The sequence below is a fragment of the Paracoccaceae bacterium genome, assembly GCA_033344815.1.
GTDB lineage: Bacteria > Pseudomonadota > Alphaproteobacteria > Rhodobacterales > Rhodobacteraceae > Roseobacter.
The window spans coordinates 4,558,402-4,579,754 of the sequence record JAWPMR010000001.1 but is presented as its reverse complement, the minus strand read 5'-3'; the positions used below and the strand labels follow the sequence as shown (position 1 = coordinate 4,579,754).

Annotated in this window: 19 protein-coding genes; 13 read left to right on the top strand and 6 right to left on the bottom strand. The window is 57.6% G+C overall.

What is annotated here, in order from left to right; translation table 11 throughout:
• Positions 1-6 precede the first annotated feature (6 nt).
• The 4 genes from R8G34_21215 to R8G34_21200 are packed head-to-tail and all read left to right on the top strand — an operon-like array spanning position 7 to position 3,922.
• Positions 7-1,044 (top strand): NAD(P)-dependent oxidoreductase, encoded by a 1,038-nt coding sequence (locus R8G34_21215; protein ID MDW3225374.1) that lies wholly within the window; start codon positions 7-9, stop codon positions 1,042-1,044.
• Between the two features lie 13 nt (positions 1,045-1,057).
• On the top strand, positions 1,058-2,059 hold the full coding sequence (locus tag R8G34_21210; protein ID MDW3225373.1) for an ABC transporter ATP-binding protein: 1,002 nt from the start codon (positions 1,058-1,060) through the stop codon (positions 2,057-2,059).
• A gap of 47 nt (positions 2,060-2,106) precedes the next feature.
• Positions 2,107-3,108: a LacI family DNA-binding transcriptional regulator gene (locus R8G34_21205; GenBank protein MDW3225372.1), complete on the top strand. Its 1,002-nt coding sequence runs from the start codon at positions 2,107-2,109 to the stop codon at positions 3,106-3,108.
• Between the two features lie 28 nt (positions 3,109-3,136).
• Complete coding sequence (locus R8G34_21200) at positions 3,137-3,922, top strand: ThuA domain-containing protein (GenBank protein ID MDW3225371.1); 786 nt, start codon at positions 3,137-3,139, stop codon at positions 3,920-3,922.
• A 239-nt stretch (positions 3,923-4,161) separates the two neighbouring features.
• On the opposite strand, the gene R8G34_21195 is transcribed toward R8G34_21200, so the two are convergent.
• The 3 genes from R8G34_21195 to R8G34_21185 are packed head-to-tail and all read right to left on the bottom strand — an operon-like array spanning position 4,162 to position 7,540.
• The gene (locus tag R8G34_21195; GenBank protein ID MDW3225370.1) at positions 4,162-5,649 is read right to left on the bottom strand and encodes an FGGY-family carbohydrate kinase; all 1,488 of its coding nucleotides are present in this window, start codon (positions 5,647-5,649) and stop codon (positions 4,162-4,164) included.
• Positions 5,649-6,743 (bottom strand): M20/M25/M40 family metallo-hydrolase, encoded by a 1,095-nt coding sequence (locus R8G34_21190; GenBank protein MDW3225369.1) that lies wholly within the window; start codon positions 6,741-6,743, stop codon positions 5,649-5,651. Before R8G34_21190 ends, R8G34_21195 begins: the two co-directional genes overlap by 1 nt.
• Positions 6,740-7,540 (bottom strand): BtpA/SgcQ family protein, encoded by an 801-nt coding sequence (locus R8G34_21185; GenBank protein MDW3225368.1) that lies wholly within the window; start codon positions 7,538-7,540, stop codon positions 6,740-6,742. The genes R8G34_21190 and R8G34_21185 overlap by 4 nt, the downstream gene beginning before the upstream one ends.
• Positions 7,541-7,638: 98 nt before the next feature.
• On the opposite strand from R8G34_21185, the gene R8G34_21180 reads away from it, so the two are divergent.
• On the top strand, positions 7,639-8,667 hold the full coding sequence (locus R8G34_21180) for an aldo/keto reductase (protein MDW3225367.1): 1,029 nt from the start codon (positions 7,639-7,641) through the stop codon (positions 8,665-8,667).
• Positions 8,664-9,506, top strand: a complete 843-nt coding sequence (locus tag R8G34_21175) for an amidohydrolase family protein (protein ID MDW3225366.1) — start codon at positions 8,664-8,666, stop codon at positions 9,504-9,506. Before R8G34_21180 ends, R8G34_21175 begins: the two co-directional genes overlap by 4 nt.
• On the opposite strand, the gene R8G34_21170 is transcribed toward R8G34_21175, so the two are convergent.
• Both R8G34_21170 and R8G34_21165 read right to left on the bottom strand, forming a co-directional pair.
• The gene (locus R8G34_21170; protein MDW3225365.1) at positions 9,491-10,330 is read right to left on the bottom strand and encodes a PfkB family carbohydrate kinase; all 840 of its coding nucleotides are present in this window, start codon (positions 10,328-10,330) and stop codon (positions 9,491-9,493) included. The genes R8G34_21175 and R8G34_21170 overlap by 16 nt on opposite strands.
• A complete protein-coding gene (locus R8G34_21165; protein ID MDW3225364.1) occupies positions 10,327-11,313 on the bottom strand; it encodes a TIM barrel protein in 987 nt (328 codons plus the stop codon). The genes R8G34_21170 and R8G34_21165 overlap by 4 nt, the downstream gene beginning before the upstream one ends.
• 106 nt (positions 11,314-11,419) lie before the next feature.
• Here R8G34_21165 and R8G34_21160 point away from each other — a divergent pair, with 106 nt between their 5' ends.
• The 4 genes from R8G34_21160 (at position 11,420) to R8G34_21145 (ending at position 15,475) form a co-directional block, all read left to right on the top strand.
• Complete coding sequence (locus tag R8G34_21160) at positions 11,420-12,466, top strand: pyridoxal-phosphate dependent enzyme (GenBank protein ID MDW3225363.1); 1,047 nt, start codon at positions 11,420-11,422, stop codon at positions 12,464-12,466.
• On the top strand, positions 12,466-13,617 hold the full coding sequence (locus R8G34_21155; GenBank protein MDW3225362.1) for a Xaa-Pro peptidase family protein: 1,152 nt from the start codon (positions 12,466-12,468) through the stop codon (positions 13,615-13,617). Before R8G34_21160 ends, R8G34_21155 begins: the two co-directional genes overlap by 1 nt.
• On the top strand, positions 13,617-14,387 hold the full coding sequence (locus tag R8G34_21150; protein ID MDW3225361.1) for an Asp/Glu racemase: 771 nt from the start codon (positions 13,617-13,619) through the stop codon (positions 14,385-14,387). Before R8G34_21155 ends, R8G34_21150 begins: the two co-directional genes overlap by 1 nt.
• Positions 14,388-14,713: 326 nt before the next feature.
• Positions 14,714-15,475, top strand: coding sequence for a hypothetical protein (locus R8G34_21145; protein MDW3225360.1), 762 nt, complete (start codon positions 14,714-14,716; stop codon positions 15,473-15,475).
• Positions 15,476-15,550: 75 nt separating this feature from the next.
• On the opposite strand, the gene R8G34_21140 is transcribed toward R8G34_21145, so the two are convergent.
• Entirely contained in the window at positions 15,551-16,216 is a 666-nt protein-coding gene (locus tag R8G34_21140) for an OmpA family protein (GenBank protein MDW3225359.1), read from the bottom strand.
• 139 nt (positions 16,217-16,355) lie between these two features.
• Here R8G34_21140 and R8G34_21135 point away from each other — a divergent pair, with 139 nt between their 5' ends.
• The 3 genes from R8G34_21135 to R8G34_21125 are packed head-to-tail and all read left to right on the top strand — an operon-like array spanning position 16,356 to position 21,352.
• The gene (locus R8G34_21135; GenBank protein MDW3225358.1) at positions 16,356-17,789 is read left to right on the top strand and encodes a TolC family protein; all 1,434 of its coding nucleotides are present in this window, start codon (positions 16,356-16,358) and stop codon (positions 17,787-17,789) included.
• A gap of 54 nt (positions 17,790-17,843) precedes the next feature.
• Positions 17,844-20,048 carry a type I secretion system permease/ATPase gene (locus tag R8G34_21130; protein MDW3225357.1) on the top strand — a complete coding sequence of 735 codons (2,205 nt, stop codon included), beginning with the start codon at positions 17,844-17,846 and terminating at the stop codon, positions 20,046-20,048.
• Positions 20,045-21,352: an HlyD family type I secretion periplasmic adaptor subunit gene (locus tag R8G34_21125; GenBank protein MDW3225356.1), complete on the top strand. Its 1,308-nt coding sequence runs from the start codon at positions 20,045-20,047 to the stop codon at positions 21,350-21,352. Before R8G34_21130 ends, R8G34_21125 begins: the two co-directional genes overlap by 4 nt.
• Position 21,353 lies beyond the last annotated feature (1 nt).

Sequence of the window (21,353 nt, the reverse complement as noted above, 5' to 3'; positions counted from 1 at the left end):
GATTCCATGTCAAACACATCCAAACCACTGCTGATCATGGACCAGCATTTCCGCCAGGTCGAAGAACTGTTCAGCCCTGAGAGCTTTGCAAAACTCGCGGTGGCATTCGAGATCATCGGCGGTCTTAACTGGCCAATGGAGCGGGAAGTTTTTCTGAACAACCTGCCGAACGCAGACGTTGTCGTTGCAGCCAAACCGATGCTGACCGCTGCCGAACTGGCCGGAGCGCACCAACTCAAGGCCATCATCGAAGTGTCAGGCACCTTTCAGGACGGCATCGACTATGGTTACTGCTTTGAGAACCAGATCGACGTGCTGTCCTGCTCCCCCGGCTTTCGGTATTCGGTGGCAGAGATGACTTTGGGGCTGATGCTTGCCGGATGTCGCGGCATTGTCGAAGAACACGAACGGTTTCGAGACAACCGCGAACGCTGGCTGCGTGACAATATTGGCAACGAATTCATGCTGTACGGGCAATCCATCGGCTTTGTCGGTTACGGGGAGATTGCCCGCGAACTCACCCGGTTGCTGGCCCCGTTTGCACCGCAGATAAAGGCGTTTGATCCCTGGTTGAAAGCCTCGGGCACAGCACCCGACGACATACAGTTTTGCGCGCTGGACGAGGTGATGAGCACCTGCCGGGTCGTTGTCATCGCCGCCACACCCACAGACGAAAACTATCAACTGATCTCGCGCAAGCTGATCGCGCGCCTGCCCAAGGGCGCACTCGTCGTTCTGGCCAGCCGCGCCCACCTTGTGGACTTCGACGCCTTGCTGGAGGCGGCTGAGACCGACCATATCCGCTTTGCCTCGGACGTATTCCCGGTCGAACCTGTGGCCCGCACATCCAGATACCGATCCGCCAGAAACGTCATCTGGTCCCCACATCGCGCCGCAGCGGTCGAGGGTGGGCGCCACCCGATTGGCGACATGATCGTTCAAGACTGTGCAAACATCATGGCAGGCACGCCCGACCGCGCCCTGAAACCTGCCGATGCCTCAACTGTCGACAAAATCATACGCGCGCCGCGCGTCGCAAGATGAAGAGGAGTCGTTCATGGCCGGAGTAGAACTGAAAGACCTGACAAAACGCTACGGCGACGTCGAGGTTCTGCGCGACATTAACCTATCGATCAAAGACGGCGAATTCATCGTGTTCGTCGGCCCCTCGGGCTGCGGCAAGAGCACGCTCTTGCGCATGATCGCCGGACTCGAAGAGATCAGCGGCGGCGACTGTATGATCGGGGGCGAGTACGCAAATGATCTGTCCCCGAAAAAGCGCGACATCGCCATGGTTTTCCAATCCTACGCGCTTTACCCGCAGATGACAGTCGCCGAAAACATGGGCTTTTCGCTAAGTCTGGAGCGCCGTTCCAAGGCTGAGATTGCCGAAAAGGTCCGCGTCGCCGCCGAAGCGCTTAAGCTCGAAGCGTTGCTGGATCGCAAACCCGGACAATTGTCAGGCGGTCAGCGACAACGGGTGGCCATCGGGCGCGCCATCGTCCGAAATCCCAAAGTGTTCCTGCTCGATGAGCCGTTGTCCAACCTCGACGCCGCCCTGCGCGCCGAAACGCGGGTCGAAATCAGCGAGCTGCACCAGCGAATGGACACCACCATGATCTACGTCACCCACGACCAGGTCGAAGCCATGACGATGGCCGACAGGATCGTAGTGCTCAACGGCGGCATTATCGAGCAAGTCGGCAGCCCGATGGACCTTTACAATCACCCGGCATCAGAGTTCGTCGCCGGTTTCATTGGCTCACCGAAAATGAATTTCATCAAGGGCGCCTTCGCGCAAACCGCAGGCGCTGCCACAATCGGCATCCGCCCCGAACACTTTAACGTGGACGCCAATAGCGGCGAATGGAGCGGTCAGGTCACTCTGGTCGAGCGCCTTGGCCATGACACGATCCTCTATGTCCGGGTGCCGGAGGCGGGCCTGCTGACCATCACCTTATCGGGGCAGCACGCGCAACAAGTGGGCGACAAAATCCACATGACACCCATGCCAGAATTCATGCATAAGTTCGACGCGCAAGGACGGCCGCAAGGCTAGCTGGAACAAAGGTTTTTGAAGTGAGCAAAAAGATCAAGCGACCCACTGTGAAAGACGTCGCCCGACAGGCCGGCGTGTCGGTGGCGAGTGTCTCGCGCGCGCTTTCCCGACCCAACGAGGTCAGACCCCAAACACGTGACGTTGTCCTCGAGGCGGTGCGCCAGACCGGCTACCGGATGAACCAGGCCGCGGCGGATCTGCGCACCGGGCGTAGCAAGACTTTGCTGGTGCTGGTCTCGGATATCACCAACGCCTTCTTTGCCGAGTTCTTCAAGGGCATCGAGGAAGAAGCGCGCAAAAGCGGATACGTGACCCTGATCGGAGATACCTCGGAAGCCATTGAAAACGAACGCGCCTTTTCTGATATGCTGCTATTGAACCAGGCCGGGGGGCTGATCCTCAACGCGCTCGGCTTTCCCGAAGACCTCAAACCCACTGACGGCCAGTCCCGCTACAGTGGCCCGCCCTTGGTGTCCTGCGGCGGGCATGGGCATCTGTCGGTTCCAGTGGTTCGCATTGATGACGAAATGGGCGGGCGACTGGCCGCGCAACACCTCATCGATCTCGGTCACAGCGATATCACTCAGGTCTGCGGTCCGCTTAACGCCAAATCGTTGGAGCGCCGGTATGACGGGTTCAACGCCGCGCTGCGCATCGCAGGCCTGCCCGTTCAAACGGATCGCTTCCTGCACGGCCCGCTTTCCACAGAGTTCGGCCTGCAAGCGGCCCAGACCTTGCTCGACCGACCCGCCTTGCCCACCGCCATTTTCGCGCATAACGACGAAGTTGCCGTCAGTTTGATGCATGGTTTGGCCAATGCAGGCGTGCGCATTCCCGATGATGTCTCCGTCGTTGGCTATGACGACATGCCATACGCTGCCGTGTTTAACCCCGGACTGACCACGGTCAGCCTGCCACGACGAGAATGGGGTCGTCGTGCCTGCCAGAAGCTGATGTCCATCCTGGAGGGACATCCCGCCACCGACGATCAGCAGATCATAAAACCGCAATTTATCGCACGGGCGAGCTCTGGCCGGGCCAGAACATGATGCGCCGGACAAACCATCGGAGGACGCCATGACCACCAGGGTCGTCGTTTGGGGCGAAAACGTCCATGAACAGGAAAACAAAACTGTTGCTGATCTTTATCCCGACGGCCTGCATGGCTGTATCGCCGATGGCTTGAACGCCGTCGATGGCATCAGCGCAACGATCGCCACGCTGCAACAGGACGAACACGGGTTGCCCGCAGAACGGCTCGCTGAAACGGACGTCCTGATCTGGTGGGGCCATGCCGCACATGGGGCCGTGTCAGACGAGGTCGTGGACCGGATCGCAGATCAGGTCTGGGGCGGGATGGGCCTTATTCTGCTGCATTCGTCCCATTTCGCGAAGATCTTCAAAAAACTGATGGGCACGCCCTGCACGCTTACTTGGCGCGAGGCCGGAGAGCGCGAGCGGCTTTGGGTGACGTCCCGACACCACCCGATCACGCGCGGCCTGCCCGATCACTTTGAGATTGAACACGAGGAGATGTACGGTGAACCCTTCGCCGTTCCCGAACCGCTGGAAACCGTATTTGTCAGCTGGTTTCAGGGTGGCGAAGTCTTTCGCTCGGGCCTTACCTACCGACGGGGCGCGGGTAACGTTTTCTACTTCCGTCCTGGGCACGAAACCTATCCCACATACTATGACCCCAATGTGCGCAAGGTGATCGCCAACGCCGTGAGATGGGCTGCAAATCCACAGGCCCGGCTGTCGGATGTACATGCGGCGCCAAATACTGCGGTTGAACAGGCACTGGAGCCAATTGAGGAGCGCGGCCCAAAATTGCACGACGAAGGTGATGAAGGCTACCGCTAATGCCGCCATCAAACCCGCGCAAGAATTTAATGTCAGGCGGGGCCAGCCTCTTGTAGATGCGTCTTTTTGCTGCGCGGTTTCATTCAAGCATACAACCGTTCTTGAGTCCCGGGGCGAAGGGCGCAAACAGCTGAGAGACGACATGCTTTGGGAGTCGGTTTACGATCCAATCGCGAAGCGAGGACAGCAGCAATTTGGGTCAAATGCAGCGAATTGGTGATTTGTCCACACAACGGAAATCAACCAATTTCATAGGCGATGTCCTTAGTCTGCTCATAAAGCCTGCGAAACAGCGCATAGTGCTTTTCGTAGACCGGATCGGGCGTGACCCGCACGGTCTCCTTCACCGGATTCCACTTGGACATGTCCTGCCGCGCCACCGCGCCAATCGCCAGTGCGGCCAGGAAGGCATCACCGTAACTCGCACCGGTCGTTTTCTCACAAACCACCTGCTCAATGCCTGTGACGTCGGATGTTGCCTGCAACCAGAGTTGGTTTTTGGTCCCGCCGCCAACCGCCAAAAGCCGCGCGGGGCGCTGGCCCAGATCAGCGAAATGATCCGTTACATGACGCGTTCCAAAAGCGATACCCTCAATGAGCGCGCGGTACATATCCCCGCGTGTATGCGTCAGGTTCAACCCGAAAAACGTACCCTTGGCATGGAAGTCATGGATCGGCGTGCGTTCACCAGAAAAGTAAGGCAGGAACAACAAACCATTGGCACCCGGAGGGGAGGCCGAGGCCTCCTGTGCCAAGATGGGAAAGGCCTCGGCAACGTCCAGATCGCGCGCCATCTGATCGCGGAACCAATGGGTCAGCGTACCTGAAGTTGCTAACCCGGCCATAGAGGCATGCTCCCCTTCAAAGAGCCACGGCGCATACCAGATGGCAGCATCGCTGACGCGGTCTTGAGCGCGCAAAATGATAAATATGGTCGAGCCATACATCATCATCATGTCGCCCGGCTGATCGACTCCGACGGAAAACGCCTCGGCCGCCGCGTCAATCGTACCGGCAGTAACCGGCGTGCCCACCGCCAGCCCGGTCAAGGCGGCGGCTTGTGCAGTAATATGCCCCGCGATATCGCCTGACCACATCAAGCGTGGCAGTTTTTCCAAGGGAATGACGTCATCGACTAGATCATCCACCCAGGATTGCGTCACAACGTCATAGAGCGGCGAGAAATTGGCAGCCGTGTAGTGATCGATGACCACCTCGCCCGTCAAGCGCTGCACCAGAAAACTGGTAGAGGTCAGGATATGCGCGGTCTTGGCATAAATCTCCGGTTGATGCCGTTTCAGCCACAAGATCTTGGGACCTACCGATTGTGAAGTCAGGGCATTGCCACATCGGGCTAGGATCGTTTCCTCGCCAATGCGTTCTGTCAGTTCGCGCACCTCGTTCTCCGCGCGCCCGTCTACGCCGTACAGCACCCCGTTCATCAAAGGCGCGCCGGCAGCATCCACCGGCAACATGCAGGGGCCAATTGCACTGCAGGCGACGGCTTTAACGTCATTGGCTTCAACGCCGCTCTCCGCCAGCAGCGCGCGCGTGACATAGACGAAGTCACCCCACCAATCCTCTTCGGGCCGGTGTTCGGCCCATCCGGGTTGCGGCACCAGCATTTTGTGCGCGCGCGCCGCCTGCGCAATAATCTGCCCGCTGAAATCCACCAAGACGCCCTTGGTCTCATAGGTGCCGATATCGATGCCAAGGGTATATGCCATCAGGTGTACTCATCCCGGTTGAGTGAAAAATCAGGGCCGATCTGCCCAAGGGCAGTGATCAGCAATTCTGTCAGCGCCACGAGATCGCGCAAATCGCAAACCTCGCGGGCGGAATGCGAATAGCGCATGGGAAACCCCAGATCGACGCAGGCGACGCCCTTGCCCACCAGTTGCACATAGGAGAGATCGGTCAAGACACCGACCTGAGCCGAGCGCTGCAATGAAATGCCTGTCGTTTCCGCCGCCGTCTCAATCAAGTCGACCATAGCCGGATGCGGGATAACCCCGTTCAGTGTGCCACGACCATGAAACGAATAGAGGCTCATGCCTGGGCCTGCGCCCAGAGCCATTTCTCCGCGCGCGGTCATATCGGGGGTATCGCTGGCCAGCATCAGATCAATCTGAACCGCCATGTCCGGTTGCAAAACCTGCGCCAGCGGTTGCGCGCCGCGCAGGTTGAATTCTTCCTGCACCGTAAAAGCCAGATGAACCGTTGGCCCACCAATTCGATCTTTCAAGACGCGTGCGACCTCCAACAACACGGCACAGCCAGCGCGATCATCTACACTTGTGCCACAGATACAATCAGTCCCCAATTCGGTGGCGCGCGGCGCATAAACCACCGGAGCGCCGATCTTGATGCCCGCAGCCCCGGCGGCGTCGCCTGAGGAAAAACCTGCATCCACATAAAGATCGCCAGTGGGCAACACTTTGTATTTCTCATCCGGCATCGTCGCATGGTGGCTTTTATTTGCAATGACGCCGGTAATGTCGCGCCCCTGCCCGACACAGATCAACACCTCTTGCGCAGGCAGCGCTCGTTCCGGCACACCGCCCAAACGCTCCAACCGGATCATGCCATCGCTTTCAATCCGACGCACTATGAAGCCCAGCTGATCCATGTGGGCAAACAACATCACCGACGGTCCAGACCCTTCAAAGGTGCTCACCAGATTGCCAAGCCGGTCGGTGTCGCTCGGCACCCCCATTTCGGTCAGTTGCGCGGCAATCGCGCGACGCACGCGGTCCTCATGCCCCGATAACCCCGGCGCCTGCATCAGGGTCATCAAATCCTGTTTGATTCTGTCCTTCATGCGCGCGTAGCCCGAACACGGTCCATGAAATCTTGCGCGCGATCAGGATCCACGGGCTTCCACGTGTCCCCATCAAACTTCAGGGACGATCCAACAATGCAGCCGTCTGCTACCCGCAACACATCCGCTACAGTGTCGTGTTTCACGCCTGTGTTTGCCATGACAGGTGTGTCCGGCAACACCGCCTTGACCGCTTCAAGATCGGACATCGCAGCGGCCTCTCCCGTGATTTGACCCGACACAAGAACCGCATCGGGAATGGAAGAAAACACGGCTGACCGCGCCCGATCTGGCAGCGACCGCTGATCCAGCGAATGGGCGAACTCTGCGGAGACATTGAACAACATCGCCATATCCGAACGCCCCAATCGGTCACGATACCGCATCGCCTTGCCCGCATCAGGCGACCAGACCCCCATGTCGGACGCGTAGGTCCCAGTGAAAATTTCACGAATGAATCCGGCACCTGTCGCCGCCCCTACCGCCACACTGGCCATAGGATCCCAGAGCATGTTGACGCCAAAAGGCACCGTAATTTCCGCGCGCAACTGGCCGATCACATAGGCCATCATGGCGGATGAGGCCGCATCCACCTGAAATTCGTAAGGACGGTCGTTTTCATTTCCAAACATCACCGCATCAAAACCCGCAGCCTGCAAGGCGTGCAGATCGGCCCGCGCCGCCGCGATCAGATCAACAGATGGATCATAAAGCGGCGTACCGGGCAACGCACCCAGATGCACCATGCCGATCACTGGTTTGGACGTTACAAAAACGGTTCGAAAACGCGCGGTCATATATTCCCCCCTCTTCCCGCGATCAACTTAGGTTTTGTGCTCTGTTCACGCAAAGGGAAACTGGTCTATGGTTTGCGACAAGCATTTGGGAGTTGGCCATGACATTGAAAACGCGAAACTGGGACCGGATCGGCAATGGGGGTGTCACATTCACCGAATTGGGTTTCGGCACCGCCCCGCTGGGCAATCTTTACCGCGCGATTTCAGATGAGGACGCCCGCGCCACGCTCGATGCGGCATGGGAGGGGGGTGTACGTTATTACGACACGGCGCCACTTTACGGTCTGGGCCTGTCGGAAACGCGCCTCAACCCGTTTTTGCGCGGCAAACCGCGCGATGAATACGTCCTGTCCAGCAAAGTCGGTCGCCTGATGCAGCCTTGTGCGCCCGAACATCGCACAGGCGTTGGCAAATGGTTCGACGTACCCCAGCGGCGCGAGCAATATGACTATACCTATGATGGCGTGATGCGGTCGGTGGAACATTCATTCTCGCGGCTCGGCGTGGACCGGATCGACATTCTCTACGTGCATGATCTGTGCATCTTCAGCCATGGGTCCAAAGAAATCTCTGACATGCGGATCGAGGAATTCTTTGCCGGGCGCGGGTATGACGCAATGGTTTCGCTGCGCGATCAAGGTGTGATCAAAGCGATTGGTGGTGGTGTCAATGAATGGGAAGTGTGCCAAACTCTTTCAGAACGCGGGGATTTTGATCTCTTCCTGCTGGCGGGACGGTACACCTTGCTGGAACAGGAAGCGCTGAACAGTTTCCTGCCGCTCTGCGAAAAACGCGGGATCGGCATTGTGACCGGCGGGCCCTATAATTCAGGCATTCTCGCAACCGGCGCAAAGCCCGGTGCCTTTTACAACTATGATCCGGCTCCGCAGCACATCATCGAGCGTGTAAATGCCATTGAGGCGGTATGCCGCGATCACGGCGTACGCATGGTTGATGCGGCGTTCCAGTTTCCGCTGTTGCACCCGGCGCATGTTGCTGTGATCCCCGGTGGTCAGGGTGTGTCGGAAATGCACGCCAATCTCGCAGCGGCGCAGGCCGATGTTCCCACAGCGCTCTGGAAGGATCTCAAGTCCAAGGGATTGATGCGGGAAGACGCCCCAACGTGAAGATCGACGCGCATCAACACTATTGGAATCCTGCGCGCGGCGATTACGATTGGATGCCGCAAGACAACGTGACGCTGAATCGCCCCTATCGCCCAGGAGATCTTTCGCCCGCGTTGCGTGCCTGCGACATTGACGGCACGATTTTGGTGCAGGCTGCAGCAACTGTGGATGAAACCGAATACATGCTGGGGCTGACCGATGCGACGCCTAGCATCCAAGGTGTGGTCGGATGGATTGATTTCGAAGATCCAGGCCAGTTGAGCGTTTTGCAACGTTTGGCAAAGCATCCAAGTTTCCTCGGCGTACGTCCGATGATTCAGGACATTCCCGATGTGAATTGGATGCTACGCGATGATGTCCAATGGGCGTTTCGCGCGATTGTCGATCTGGACCTCAGCTTTGATGCGCTCGGGTTTCCCAAGCATCTGGCGAATTTCCACGCCCTGCTTCAGCAATACCCCAGTATGCGAACCGTCATAGATCATTCTATGAAACCGCAAATCTGCGAGGCAATGGCGGGCCGTGATGCGTTTTCCGACTGGGCAAAAGGCATGACCCTGCTGGCACAGAACACAAGCGCCTGCTGCAAACTCTCCGGACTCGTTACCGAAGCGGCCGACGGCTGGGTCACGGAGGACCTGCGGCCTTTTTCCGATCATGTGATCAACACCTTTGGTTCGGCGCGCGTGATGTGGGGCTCGGACTGGCCTGTATGTCGGTTGCAGGCAGAATACGAAGACTGGCACGACACCGCCCTTTCGTTGACAGAGCATCTGTCGGAGGCGGAACGCGCCGATATATTTGGCGGAACGGCCGTGCGGTTTTACCGGTTGGACTGAGCCTCAAGGAATGCGGCGGTTTTTTCAGCGTTGAGGCGCGCACGCTCTGAAAGCGGAAGTGACACATGCAGAGCCGCAGCGGCCTGAGCAAAGGGGATCGCTTTTGCAATGGTTTGCCCCATCGCAACCCGCGCGGCCAGTGCCCCAACGAACATGTCGCCCGCACCGTGCGCCGATACAATGGAAACCGGGTATCCCGCGATATTCACACCCTCAAAAATGACGCCATCTTTGCCTCGTGTCTCCAGTGTTGGAACCGCCGGGTGAGCATAGGCGCAGGCCTCCACCCGATTCACGATCATGAGGTCCAGCATTTCGGCGAGAACATCTGGTACATCCCGTACCGGCGCAGCATTCAGCCAGATCTGCGCGCCAACGGCTCTGGCTTGTTCAGCAACGGCCATATTCACTTCTTGCGGAATTTCGTTTTGTAAAAGCACCACGCGTGTGCCCGCCGGAATTTTTATCGCGGCGGCGTCAATATCCATATTGGCGGCGGAAACAATCACCGCACCGTATTCTCCCTGCGCATCGACGATCGCAGCACTCATACCACTGGGGCCATCGTCTTTTTGCAGCTGGCTGATGTCGACATTCGTTTGGCGCAACGCCGCGCGCAGCATGTCGCCAAAGCCATCGCTGCCCGCCCGCCCGGCAAAGGCCACGTCGGCACCAAGGCGCGCGGCCGCCACTGCTTGATTGCCGCCTTTCCCGCCAAAAACATAGTCAACCGAAGTCCCTGTCACAGTTTCATCCAGACGCGGCAAATGCGGCGCGCTCAGAACCACATCCAGATGCAAAGACCCAACAACAAATACGCTCACGCCAGCATCACACTCTGAACCAATCGCATGGCCAAGGGCGCATCCTGACGGGCAATGGCCGCTTCCAGTGTCGCATCATTTACCAGCCGCGCTGCGATACCGCGCAGCTTCTGTACAACTTCGATGTTGGTTCGGGCCTCTTCCACGGGATCGAGGCCGGAGTGATCGGGAAAAGTATCAAAATAGATCGCTTCGTCGTAACCTGAGCGCTCCAGCTCCACCAGAAGCTCAATGGTTTGAATGGGGTGAACTGCACCCACCATCAACCCATTGTCCCATTTTCCATAACCGTCATTCAGGTGCACACCCAATATGCGTGAGTGACGCGCAACAAGCGCAGCGGCGAAGGCAGGCATTTCATCGGCATAAAGCACATGTGCGAAATCCAGGGTAACCCCTGTATTGCGCCGCCCCACCTCCTTGATTGCCAGCAATGTTGTTGCCGCGTCCGGCATCAAGGCAAAGGCGCGCGGCTCGTTGGGCTTGTACTCAAGTGCAATGTCGATATCCGGGTTATGATCGGCAACTTCAGCCATGGCTGCCAGTGTATTGTCCCAAGCCTTTGCGTAGCGCATCTGAAACGAATAATCGAAGCCGTCCTGACCCATCCAGAGCGTCATGAGGCGACCACCCATGTCAGCCAGCGTATCCAGCCCGCGTTTTGTTTCATCTATCGCCGCGCGGCGCACCACGGCATCAGGATGCGTGAACGCGCCCAATTTGAAACCCGGATCGGTGTAGTACCGCATCGCCATACCGTTGAGCACCATGCCATTGTCTTCAAGTACGCGCGTCAAATCGGCCGGGCGATCATGAACAAAATGATCAGGATAGTTCAGATCAGCGGCGTTCAAGCCTGCAGTCGCCGCACGGGCGAGGAGATCTGCGGTGGCGATTGTGTTTTTGCCGGGCCAATAGGCATCAGCGCCAATTTTAAAAGCGTTCAGACGAGCGGCGAAGCGGGGAATGGTATGAGTAGTCATGGACCGAACCTACGCCTAACCATCGGGCAGACGCAATTTGCTTTTCGCACGGTTCATGTTGATCCACTGAATTGACGCGCCCTGAAAATTGGCGCACCGTTTGTTCATGAAGATAGTCCAAAACCCGTATCGCGATAGCGGTTTGTCGCACGCTGCTCTTTCCGATGTTCCCATGCCGAGCATTCAAACGCAGAACCCAGTCAACATGCTAAAGCGCTGTCCACGTGCCGGTATCACGCCGCTTGTGCGCGCGCAGGCATTAGCCGAGCTTTGTGGCGTCGGCGAGGTTATCGTGAAGGACGAACGCGCGCGCATGGGGCTTGGCAGTTTCAAAGCCCTGGGCGCAGCATATGTCATCGCGTGCGATCACGCGGCCGGGGTGGCTTCAGGGGCAACATACATCACTGCCAGCGCGGGCAATCACGGGATGTCGGTCGCTGCTGGTGCGGCGGCTTTTGGCGCGCGCTCGATCATTTACATTGCTGAGACCGTGCCACAGTCTTTTGCGGATCGGCTGGTTGAAGAAGGTGGCGAAGTTGTGCGTGAGGGCCGCGATTATGAGGCAAGCATGAGAGCCGCATCCAATGCCGCCACCGATCAAAAGGCTGTCCTTTTGTCAGACAGTTCATGGCCGGAGTATTTTGAGCGACCGCACCGACTGATGGAAGGCTATCTGGCGCTGATGGCCGAAGTTTTCACACAAATGGACGAAGCGCCAACCCATATTTTTCTACAAGCGGGTGTCGGCGGTCTTGCCGGTGCTGCAGCCGCCAGCGCACGCGACCATTGGGGGAACGACCCGTTGATTGTCGTGGTCGAGCCAGAAGCAGCCCCCGCGTTGATCGCTTCAATTGAATCCGGCGGGCCGGTCCAAACCCATGGGCCGGCCTCTGCAATGGGGCGTTTGGATTGCAAGGAACCGTCGCTCATCGCGCTGAAAGGTCTGGCGCGGGATGCAGATTTCTTTGTCACTTTAAGTGAAGACGAAGGCCACGCAGGGGCAAAGACCGCAGCAGAATTTGAATTGCCCAGTACGCCTTCGGGTGCCGCGGGACTTGCCGCATTGGTGGCAAGCGCTCCGCATCGCACAACATTACATCTGGATGACGGGTCTCGCGTGTTGCTCATTCTCAGTGAAGGTCCCGAGGCGTGATCACGTCAACGCGTGGATTTCCAAATGAGGAATACCAACATCGGGTAAAGGCTGCGCAAAGACAAATGGCACAGGCAGATCTGGACGCATTGTTGCTGACCACTGAGCCCGAAATGCGCTATTTCACTGGGTTTCTCACCCGGTTCTGGGAAAGCCCGACGCGACCTTGGTTTGTCCTCCTGCCCCAGAGCGGGACCCCCATCGCGATCATTCCATCCATAGGTGCGCACCTTATGGGACAAAGCTGGATCAGCGACATCCGGACATGGCGGTCCCCTGACTATACCGATGATGGGGTAAACCTTCTGGCGGACGCTATTAGCGAGTTTGTGCCCCAGAACGGCCGGATCGGTGTGCCCAGTGACATGGAAAGCCATCTGCGCATGCCCCTGACGTCCTGGGCCGCATTGAAGTCCGCCGTTGAACCGCGCGTGATGGTTCATGATCACAGCATCATGCGCACCCTTCGGATGGTAAAATCGCCGCGCGAGATTGAAAAGATCCGCACTGCCTGCGCTGTGGCGGATTGCAGTTTCGCCCGCGTGAAGGAGATTGCACAGACGGGCGCTCCCCTGGACGCTGTATTTCGAGAGTTTCAAATCCTGTGCCTTCAAGAAGGTGCCGATTGGGTTGCCTATCTTGCGGGAGGCGCTGGCCCGGGCGGGTACGGTGACGTTATTGCACCGGCCGTTTCCAAGCCGCTTGAGGATGGCGACGTTCTGATGCTGGACACCGGCGTGGTTTTTGATGGCTATTTCTGCGATTTTGATCGCAATTTCGCCATCGGAACGGTCAGCGGTGCGGTGGATGATGCCTATGCCCAGTTGCTGGAAGCCACGGATCAGGCTTTTGAGCTTGCGCGTCCCGGTATAACCGCCGCAGATTTGTTTCACTGCATGGACCGCATCGTCGCCGGAGGGGAAGTCGCGGGGCGATTGGGCCATGGGCTGGGCATGCAACTGACCGAATGGCCCTCTCTGATCGCGGCCGATCGGACCAAGCTTGTTCCCGGCATGGTGCTGACGCTGGAACCCGGCATAGAGATCGCCTCCGGCCAAACTCTCGTGCATGAGGAAAATATCGTGATCACCGAAACCGGCGCGGAATACCTGTCAACACCAGCGCCACGACAGCTCCCAAGGTTAATATGATGGCGGATCGGATCTTTGACTACACTCTCGATCAGAGCACGCGCCCGCAACTGGGTCTCATTGTGCTGCAATCAGATGTCACGCTTGAAGATGACTTACGCCGCCTTCTTCCCGCAGATGTCAGCCTACAAGTCACCCGCGTGCCATCCTCAACCACCGTTACATCCGAGACCCTTGCGGAAATGGAACACCACCTTGCGGCGGCCGCACGCGTTTTGCCGCGCGGCGTCACGTTTGATGTGCTTGGCTATGGTTGCACATCCGGCACGGCCGAAATCGGCGCAGCACGCGTCGCTCAATGCATACGCCAGGGTACGCAGACAATCGTCGTAACGGAACCGGTTTCCGCGCTTTTTGCGGCATGCAGCGCTTTGCGTGTCAGCCGAATTGCCTTCCTGTCGCCCTATGTCGAAAGCGTATCCCAAAAGCTGCGTCAGACCCTGTCAGACCAGAAAATTGAGACACCCGTTTTTGGCACTTTCGCCGAAGACCAAGAAGCCAAAGTGGCCCGAATTGACGAAAAATCGCTCTTGGATGCCGCATGTCGGCTGGTCAAAGACGTGGATATTGATGCGGTTTTTTTATCCTGCACCAACCTGCGCACCCTGGACGTCATCCCCAGGCTGCGTGACGTAACCGGTCTGCCCGTTCTTTCCAGCAATCTGGTATTAGCGTGGCATATGCTGCATGCGAGCAGCGCGATAGAACCGAACGTTTTGCCCGAAGATCTCCTCTCGAAACATCCTAAAACAAGAACAGGGCAAGTTTGACACGGTTTACCTGAGGTATCCGGCGAATTCTGGGCAACATCAGACAGCCGCGGTAAGGCGAACATACGGCGCTCCACGTTACGCGGGCCTGAAGCTGGGGTCTGTGCGCCGTGTTTCGTGTTAAAATAAGCGGTTGATATTGCACGGGCTCCTTCTCTGCACGATTGCACCACGCGGTTTGCACATGAGCGTGAATCGACCCCTAATGCAGTGAACGCAGTGTTAACCCAAAAATGATTTGAAATTGCGATAGGTTGACGCAGGTTGATACCGTATAGATAGTGCAAGACAATGAATTTTCGTGTTTGTGCCGAGAGGCTGAATTTATGGGTTTAAATCTTTTACGGTTATCTTGTGTTGTCGTTGCGTCTGCCTGTACGGGTGCGACGGGCGTGGTCGCGCAATCCTCGGAATCTTGGAACTACCGGATTACACCGTATCTCTGGGGCGCTGGCCAAACCGGTGTTGTGCAATATGGGTCCGGTTTACCGCCCGTTGATGTGGATCTGAGTTTCTCCGACATTCTTGAGAATCTGGATCTCGCAGGAATGATCATCTTGAATGCCAACAAAGGGCGTTACGGGCTAACATTCGATTATCAATATGTAAATCTGAATTCAGAAGGCGTCACGCCGGGCACTAACTTTGGGAGTGCCGAAGTTGATTCAATTTCTTCAATCGGAACTATCTTGGGGGAATACAGGGTTCGGGATAGCCAAAAGACGACCCTTTGGGCAGGTGGCGGACTGAGGTATTGGAACGTATCCACCGACCTGAACCTCTCGGCGGGCACACAACCTGCCACCAGTGCGTCCTCAGGCGACAATTGGTTTGATCCTGTCCTCGGCTTGCGGGGACGGACAAATATTACAGATCGTTGGTTTGCGACGGGCTGGGCCTATGCGGGCGGATTCGGCGCCGGCTCGGATGCCATGGTCGATGTGCTCGGCGGCGTTGGCTATGAATTCACCGATGCGGTATCGGGCGTTTTCGGATATCGATACCTGTCGGTGGATCGCGACGAGCCGGATTTTCTCTATGATGTCGAACAGCAAGGGTTCATGGCAGGCGTGTCTTTCAATTTTTGAAAGACATACCAGAGGACCGGAGTTTTCCGGGAAAAAGCTTCGGCCTTTCTCCGCTCGCGCGCATCACGTCTGAGGCTATTTGAGCGCCGCCTGCATGCGTGCAGAACTGCAGAAACACTTTTGTGCGTATTCTGCTTTGCGCACCGCATCGGCATCATATCCAACCGCAATCCCGCAGTCCTCGCGCGCCGCGCCCGCCATCTGAAAGGCGGCGCCATCTCGCCGAGAGGCGGCAAGTTGATCAAAGGATTGTACCGCCTCTGCCAGTCGGGTCCTGAGATCCGTCTGCAATTCTGCCCCCACCGATGCCGGCGTAAGCGGAATTTCGCGATAGGTCCGGCAGGCCTTCATGATGTCTTCCAGCGAGACCGTTACACGCCGGTTGAGCCGCTCCGGTCCGGTGACGCTGACCAGCAATTCCCGTTCGCCACGGGAGGCTATCGCGCCGATACGGTTCACGGGCACCCCTTGCGCTTCGAGCGCAGCCGCAACCGTTTCAGCCCGACGCAACCCGAGTCCATCATTGTAAGTCGTTGATCCCACAGCATCTGTGAAGCCAACTACCACCGTGGGCTTGTAGCTTTGCCGCTCTTTCAGTTGATCGGCAATTTGGGTTACAGCTTCAATTCCCTGCGCATCCAGCTGGTCGGAATCGAAGTCAAAGTTGATGGTACCGAAGTCCTGGGCGGTCGCGGACAACGGCAAGACAAGCAGAATGATAGCAAAAAATCGATACAGCACTTGGACCCTGCCTTTTGATTGTTTCTCTTGGAGTTATTGCACTGACAGCACAGTTGCAACAAGGCTACCTCTGGTAGTATTGATTATGCAATTGTAACATGCCTACAACAGTGCATGATGAGCAGTAATCGGTAAAAAAATGAAAAAAACGATTTCTAAGGCAATCACAGCATTGCCAGTTTGCACGCTCTTCGCGCTTACATCTCTGGGGCAACAGGCACAGGCACTTTCGTTGGAGGACTCGATCCTCTTCGTGCTTGAAACAAACCCGGAAATAAAAGCTGCGGAAGCCAATAAGCAAGCCATTGAGTTTGAACTGGATCAGGCGCGCAGCTTCTGGGCGCCGCGTGTTGAACTTGAAGGCCGATCAGAAGGCAGCATCAACAATGGAACGCGGACAACCGACCTGACCGCATCCGACGACGCGCTTTTTGGATATGAAGTCAATGCGCGGATCACCCAGCGTATTTATGACGGAAAGTCGACGCGCTCGGAGATCGAACGTCAGGCTTACCGCATTGATGCGGCAGCCTATCGTGTGCTTGAGCGGTCGGAATTTTTGTCCCTTGAAGCCATCCGCGTGCATAGCGAAGTCTTGCGTACGCAGGCCCTTACACAAAAAGCACGGGTGAATCTGGAGTATCACCGCGACGTCATGGCCCGAATTCAAAGCGCCTATGACAACGGTGTTTTGGGCATTGCCGATCTGCAGCAAGCAGAGGAACGCCTGTTTCTTGCGGAAGACACGCTCATCCAGTTTGAACTGACCGATCTGGACGCACGTACATTGTTCCTGGAAACGGTGGGTGTCACGCCAGACAATCTGCAAAACGTACCCGAAATCGGGAGTAAGCTGCCCAACAATCTCGACCAAACGCTGGCGACAGCGTGGCGTTTCAATCCCACCATCCTGTTTTTCCAATCCGACATCGGTGCCGCAGAAGCTTTATCTCGTCAGGCAGATTCCAACCGTTTCCCCACGCTCGATCTGGAAGCGGAAACCCGCTATGGCGAAGACGTGGGCGGATTTGAGGGGGAAGTGAACGATGCCTCTATCGGTCTGGTGCTGCGTTATGAATTTCAGGGCAACCGGAAACGGGGCCAACGTGAGGAACAGATCAGACGCGTCAGTGAACAACGCGCTCGTCTTCTGACGCAAACCCGCCTGGTCGAGCGCGAAGTGCGCCAGTCCTGGTCCAATTTGAAATCGACACAAAGGCGGGCTTCGATCCTGGATCGACAGGCCTCCTTGTCACGCGACCTGCTGGCGTCTTACGAGCAGGAATTCGACGTTGGTGCGCGATCGCTGATTGATGTCTTGAACACGCAGAACGCCCTGTTTCAGGCCGAAACCAACTTGTTGAATTCGCGGTCTCTGGAAATATTCGTCAAATATCGCCTTCTGGCTGCCGCCGGTATCTTGCTGCCAACACTGGGCATCACCCCACCGGAGGACAGTCAGGCCTATGCAGTGAACGAACAGGGTGCACCCGGCTTGAACACACCGGGTGACCGAGCACGGGATGACGCCATCAGCTTCCGCGACTGGCGTAAAAGTCTGCCGTCGGATTGATCTGCGAAACGGAGGTCTGACATTTCCGAACCAACCAGTCCGAAAAAGTCGCGCATGGCCCATATTTCTGCGCGGGTCGTTTCTGATGGAACACCCCAAGCAGATGAACCCAAGGCCATTGATGATTGGACCTTAACCGCGCAACCCCGCGATCCGCTGGCGGCAAGCCTTGTGGAGGCCATGCGCATGGCGGGGCGCGACGTTGCCATTGAAACGCTGATCAATGGGATTGCCTTACCGCCGGATGGTCGCCTCACGCCAGACCTTGCTCTGACCGCAGCAGATCGCAATGGGATGCGCGCCCGTCTGGTCCGACGCAAATTGGCCGACATAGCGTCCGACAACCTCCCCGCGGTGCTCTTGCTGCGCGGCAAAGACGCCTGCGTACTTTTGACCCGCAATTCGGATGGATCATGTGTGGTCTTTATGCCAAGTCAGTCGTCGGACGCGCTGACGGTCAGTTTATCAGCTTTTGAAGAAACCTATCTGGGCCACGCGATCTTTCTGCAACAGCACGTTGAGACAGTGCCAGACGAGACTGCGAGCCATTCATTCAGGCACTGGCTATGGGGCGCGCTTCGCCCGTATTGGCCGGAATACGCGCAGGTGATCCTCGCCTCCGTCCTCATCAACCTGCTGGCGCTGGCCGTGCCTCTGTTCACAATGAACGTCTATGATCGTGTGTTCCCGAATGCAGCACTTATCACGCTCTGGTCACTGGTGGCGGGTGTCGGACTGGCTCTCGGGTTCGATGCCATTCTCAAATTGGTGCGGTCCGGGATCATTGATCGCATCGGGCGCAAAGTGGACCGCAGCGTCTCTGCAAACGTGTTTCGCCATGTCGCGAACCTGCAACTGGATGGGGACATCCCGCAATCGGGCGCCCTGATGAATACGCTCAAAGACTATGAGCAGGTAGCAGAGTTCTTTTCATCGCAAACCCTGTCCAATCTGATCGACCTTGGGTTTGCGGTTCTGTTTATTCTGTTGATCTACTACATCGGCGGTCCTCTTGCCCTGCCACCCGCTTTGGCACTGGGGTTCGTATTGATCATGGGGTTGTTCATTCTGCGCCCGTTGCGCGGTGCCTCTGAGCAGAACCGCGCGACCGGAGGGGCCAAAACATCGGTCGCCGCAGAGTCCGTTTCCGAGATTGAGACGCTCAAGGCGATTTCGGGCCAAAGCCGCATGCAATCGCGCTGGGAAACACAAAGCGCACAGGCCGCAGAGGCACAGGCCAAGAGCCGCAGGCTGGCGACCTTTGCCACAACCATGACGGCACTTGTCACGCAAGCCTCCTCCATCGGGATCGTGGTGATTGGCGTGTATCTGGCGCTTGAAGGCCAAATCACAATGGGTGCAGTCATCGCCGCAATGATCCTGTCGGGACGTGCATTGGCACCAACCGCTGCCGTTACAGGGCTTTTTGTGCGCGGCAGCTTTGCACTTTCAACTTTGCGCTCGCTCAATGCGCTGATGCAAAAACCCTCTGACGCTGCGGCCCGTGCGCGCGCTATCAACACGACATCTCGGACCGGAGCGCTGGATCTCAAGGGGATCTCGCTCACCTATCAGAATGCCGCGTTGCCAGCGCTGAAAGCCGTCTCTCTCAGTGTTCCCGCAGAAAGCAAGCTTGGTGTCATTGGTCCCATCGGGGCTGGCAAGACGTCGCTGATCCGGGTCATGGCAGGGCTGTGGCCACCGTCCGAAGGTTTATTGCTCTTGGACGATATCAACACGCAACAGATCGCACCGGCAACGCTGCGCTCCATGGTGCAACTTGTGCCGCAAGAGGCGGTTCTCTTTTCCGGAACGCTGGCAGAAAATATCGCCTTTGGCCTGCCCGGCGCGCGTGACGAAGACATTCTGCGCGCCTCGCGCGATGCCGGTGTTGACCGGATTGCAGCCGCACATCCTGACGGGTTTGCCATGCAAATCACCGAACGCGGGCGCAACCTTTCCGGCGGACAACGGCAGATGGTGGCCCTGGCACGGGCGCTCCTGCCTCAACCCCGCGTGCTCATTCTCGATGAACCGACCTCTTCGATGGATATGCAATCAGAAGCCTTGTTCATTGCAGGTGTTGAGCGCGCCTTGCAACGCCGCCCCATGACGCTGATCATTTCGACACACCGGATGGCGCTGTTGCAGCTTGTAACTGAGGTTGCAGTTTTGTCAGCGGGCGAACTACAACAACACGGCCCAAAAGACGACGTCCTTGCACGGTTGCAGAAACCGGCATCGGATGCAAAATCATGAGCGGGTCGGAGTGGAATTTTGAACAGGACGCTGCTGCCCCCGCGGCCGGTCGCGGATGGTTTTTAACGCTCTTCCTGATCCTTCTTGTGGCTTTTGCCGCTGCTGCTATTGCATGGGCCAGTTGGGCGCGGGTGGAGGTCGTGGCCCGCGCGACGGGCGTTGTGGTCCCGTCAGGCCGCGCGCGCAACGTGGAAAGCCTTGAAGGCGGCATTGTACGTGAAATCCTCATATCAGAGGGTGACACGGTTGAGGCGGGCCAGGTTCTGATCCGTATTGATGATGTCGGTGCTTCGGCCAGTCTCGGCGAAATCACGGCGCGGCGGGACGCTCTCAGCGCACGCGCGGTGCGGCTGCAGGCTGAATTGGTCCAGAAAAACGCACCCGATTTCTCCGACCTCGGCCTTGCAAGTGACAGCCCTCTGGCTTTGCGCGAAATGGCGCTGTTTGACAGTCGCAAAGCCGCAGATCTATCCCAACGTACCATTCTGATGTCGCAAGTCAGCCAACGCTCGCAAGAGATCGACGAGCTGACAAGTTCCCTCGCGCGGATCGACGAAAGCCTGACCCTGCTGGACGAAGAGATCAAGCTGCGGACGGATTCCGGTGTTGTGCCGCGCGCTCAGATCATTCCGATTGAGCGCGAACGGACGGTGAAACGCCAGGAGCGTGACGGTGTCCTCAGCCGCCGGGCGCAGGCCACTACAGCGCTCGGCGAGGCAGAGGCGCGTGTGGAGGAGTTGAACCTGAACCGGCGCGCAGAGATCAACGCAGAACGCTCTGAAACCCTGAACGAGTTGAGCATCATCGATGAAAGTCTCAAACGTGCCTCGGACGTGCTGGACCGCACCAGCCTGCGTGCGCCTGTGGGGGGTATTATTTCAGTGTTGAACGTCAATACACTGAGATCTGTCATCGCGCCGGGCGAAGAAGTTGCGCGCATCGTGCCTGCGGGTGACAAGCTGGAAGTGGAGGCGCGCGTGCGCCCGGAAGACATCGCTTTTATTCGGTTGGACCTGCCTGCGAAGGTCAAGCTCACATCCTTCGATTTCACCATTTACGGGGCTCTGGACGGTTCCGTGGTGCGCATCGGCGCGGATGCGGAACGTGACGAAACAACGGGCGAGACCTATTTCCCGATCATCGTGCGGACGCAAACGAACACGTTGACGCGCAACGAGGAAACCAACGAGATACGCACCGGTATGGTGGCGTCGGTTGACATCCTGACAGGCGAACGCACTGTCTTGGATTACCTGTTAAAGCCGCTGCGCAAGGCCCGCCTTGAGGCCCTGCGCGAACGCTGAC

Excerpts from the sequence above, each read along its gene's own strand:
- R8G34_21185 (MDW3225368.1), bottom strand. The coding sequence starts at position 7,540 with ATGACCGCGCGTTTTCGAACCGTTTTTGTAACGTCCAAACCAGTGATC.
- R8G34_21215 (MDW3225374.1), top strand. The coding sequence starts at position 7 with ATGTCAAACACATCCAAACCACTGCTGATCATGGACCAGCATTTCCGC.
- R8G34_21180 (MDW3225367.1), top strand. The coding sequence starts at position 7,639 with ATGACATTGAAAACGCGAAACTGGGACCGGATCGGCAATGGGGGTGTC.
- R8G34_21125 (MDW3225356.1), top strand. The coding sequence starts at position 20,045 with ATGAGCGGGTCGGAGTGGAATTTTGAACAGGACGCTGCTGCCCCCGCG.
- R8G34_21145 (MDW3225360.1), top strand. The coding sequence starts at position 14,714 with ATGGGTTTAAATCTTTTACGGTTATCTTGTGTTGTCGTTGCGTCTGCC.
- R8G34_21130 (MDW3225357.1), top strand. The coding sequence starts at position 17,844 with ATGGCCCATATTTCTGCGCGGGTCGTTTCTGATGGAACACCCCAAGCA.
- R8G34_21135 (MDW3225358.1), top strand. The coding sequence starts at position 16,356 with ATGAAAAAAACGATTTCTAAGGCAATCACAGCATTGCCAGTTTGCACG.
- R8G34_21200 (MDW3225371.1), top strand. The coding sequence starts at position 3,137 with ATGACCACCAGGGTCGTCGTTTGGGGCGAAAACGTCCATGAACAGGAA.
- R8G34_21160 (MDW3225363.1), top strand. The coding sequence starts at position 11,420 with ATGAAGATAGTCCAAAACCCGTATCGCGATAGCGGTTTGTCGCACGCT.
- R8G34_21165 (MDW3225364.1), bottom strand. The coding sequence starts at position 11,313 with ATGACTACTCATACCATTCCCCGCTTCGCCGCTCGTCTGAACGCTTTT.
- R8G34_21195 (MDW3225370.1), bottom strand. The coding sequence starts at position 5,649 with ATGGCATATACCCTTGGCATCGATATCGGCACCTATGAGACCAAGGGC.
- R8G34_21190 (MDW3225369.1), bottom strand. The coding sequence starts at position 6,743 with ATGAAGGACAGAATCAAACAGGATTTGATGACCCTGATGCAGGCGCCG.
- R8G34_21150 (MDW3225361.1), top strand. The coding sequence starts at position 13,617 with ATGGCGGATCGGATCTTTGACTACACTCTCGATCAGAGCACGCGCCCG.
- R8G34_21210 (MDW3225373.1), top strand. The coding sequence starts at position 1,058 with ATGGCCGGAGTAGAACTGAAAGACCTGACAAAACGCTACGGCGACGTC.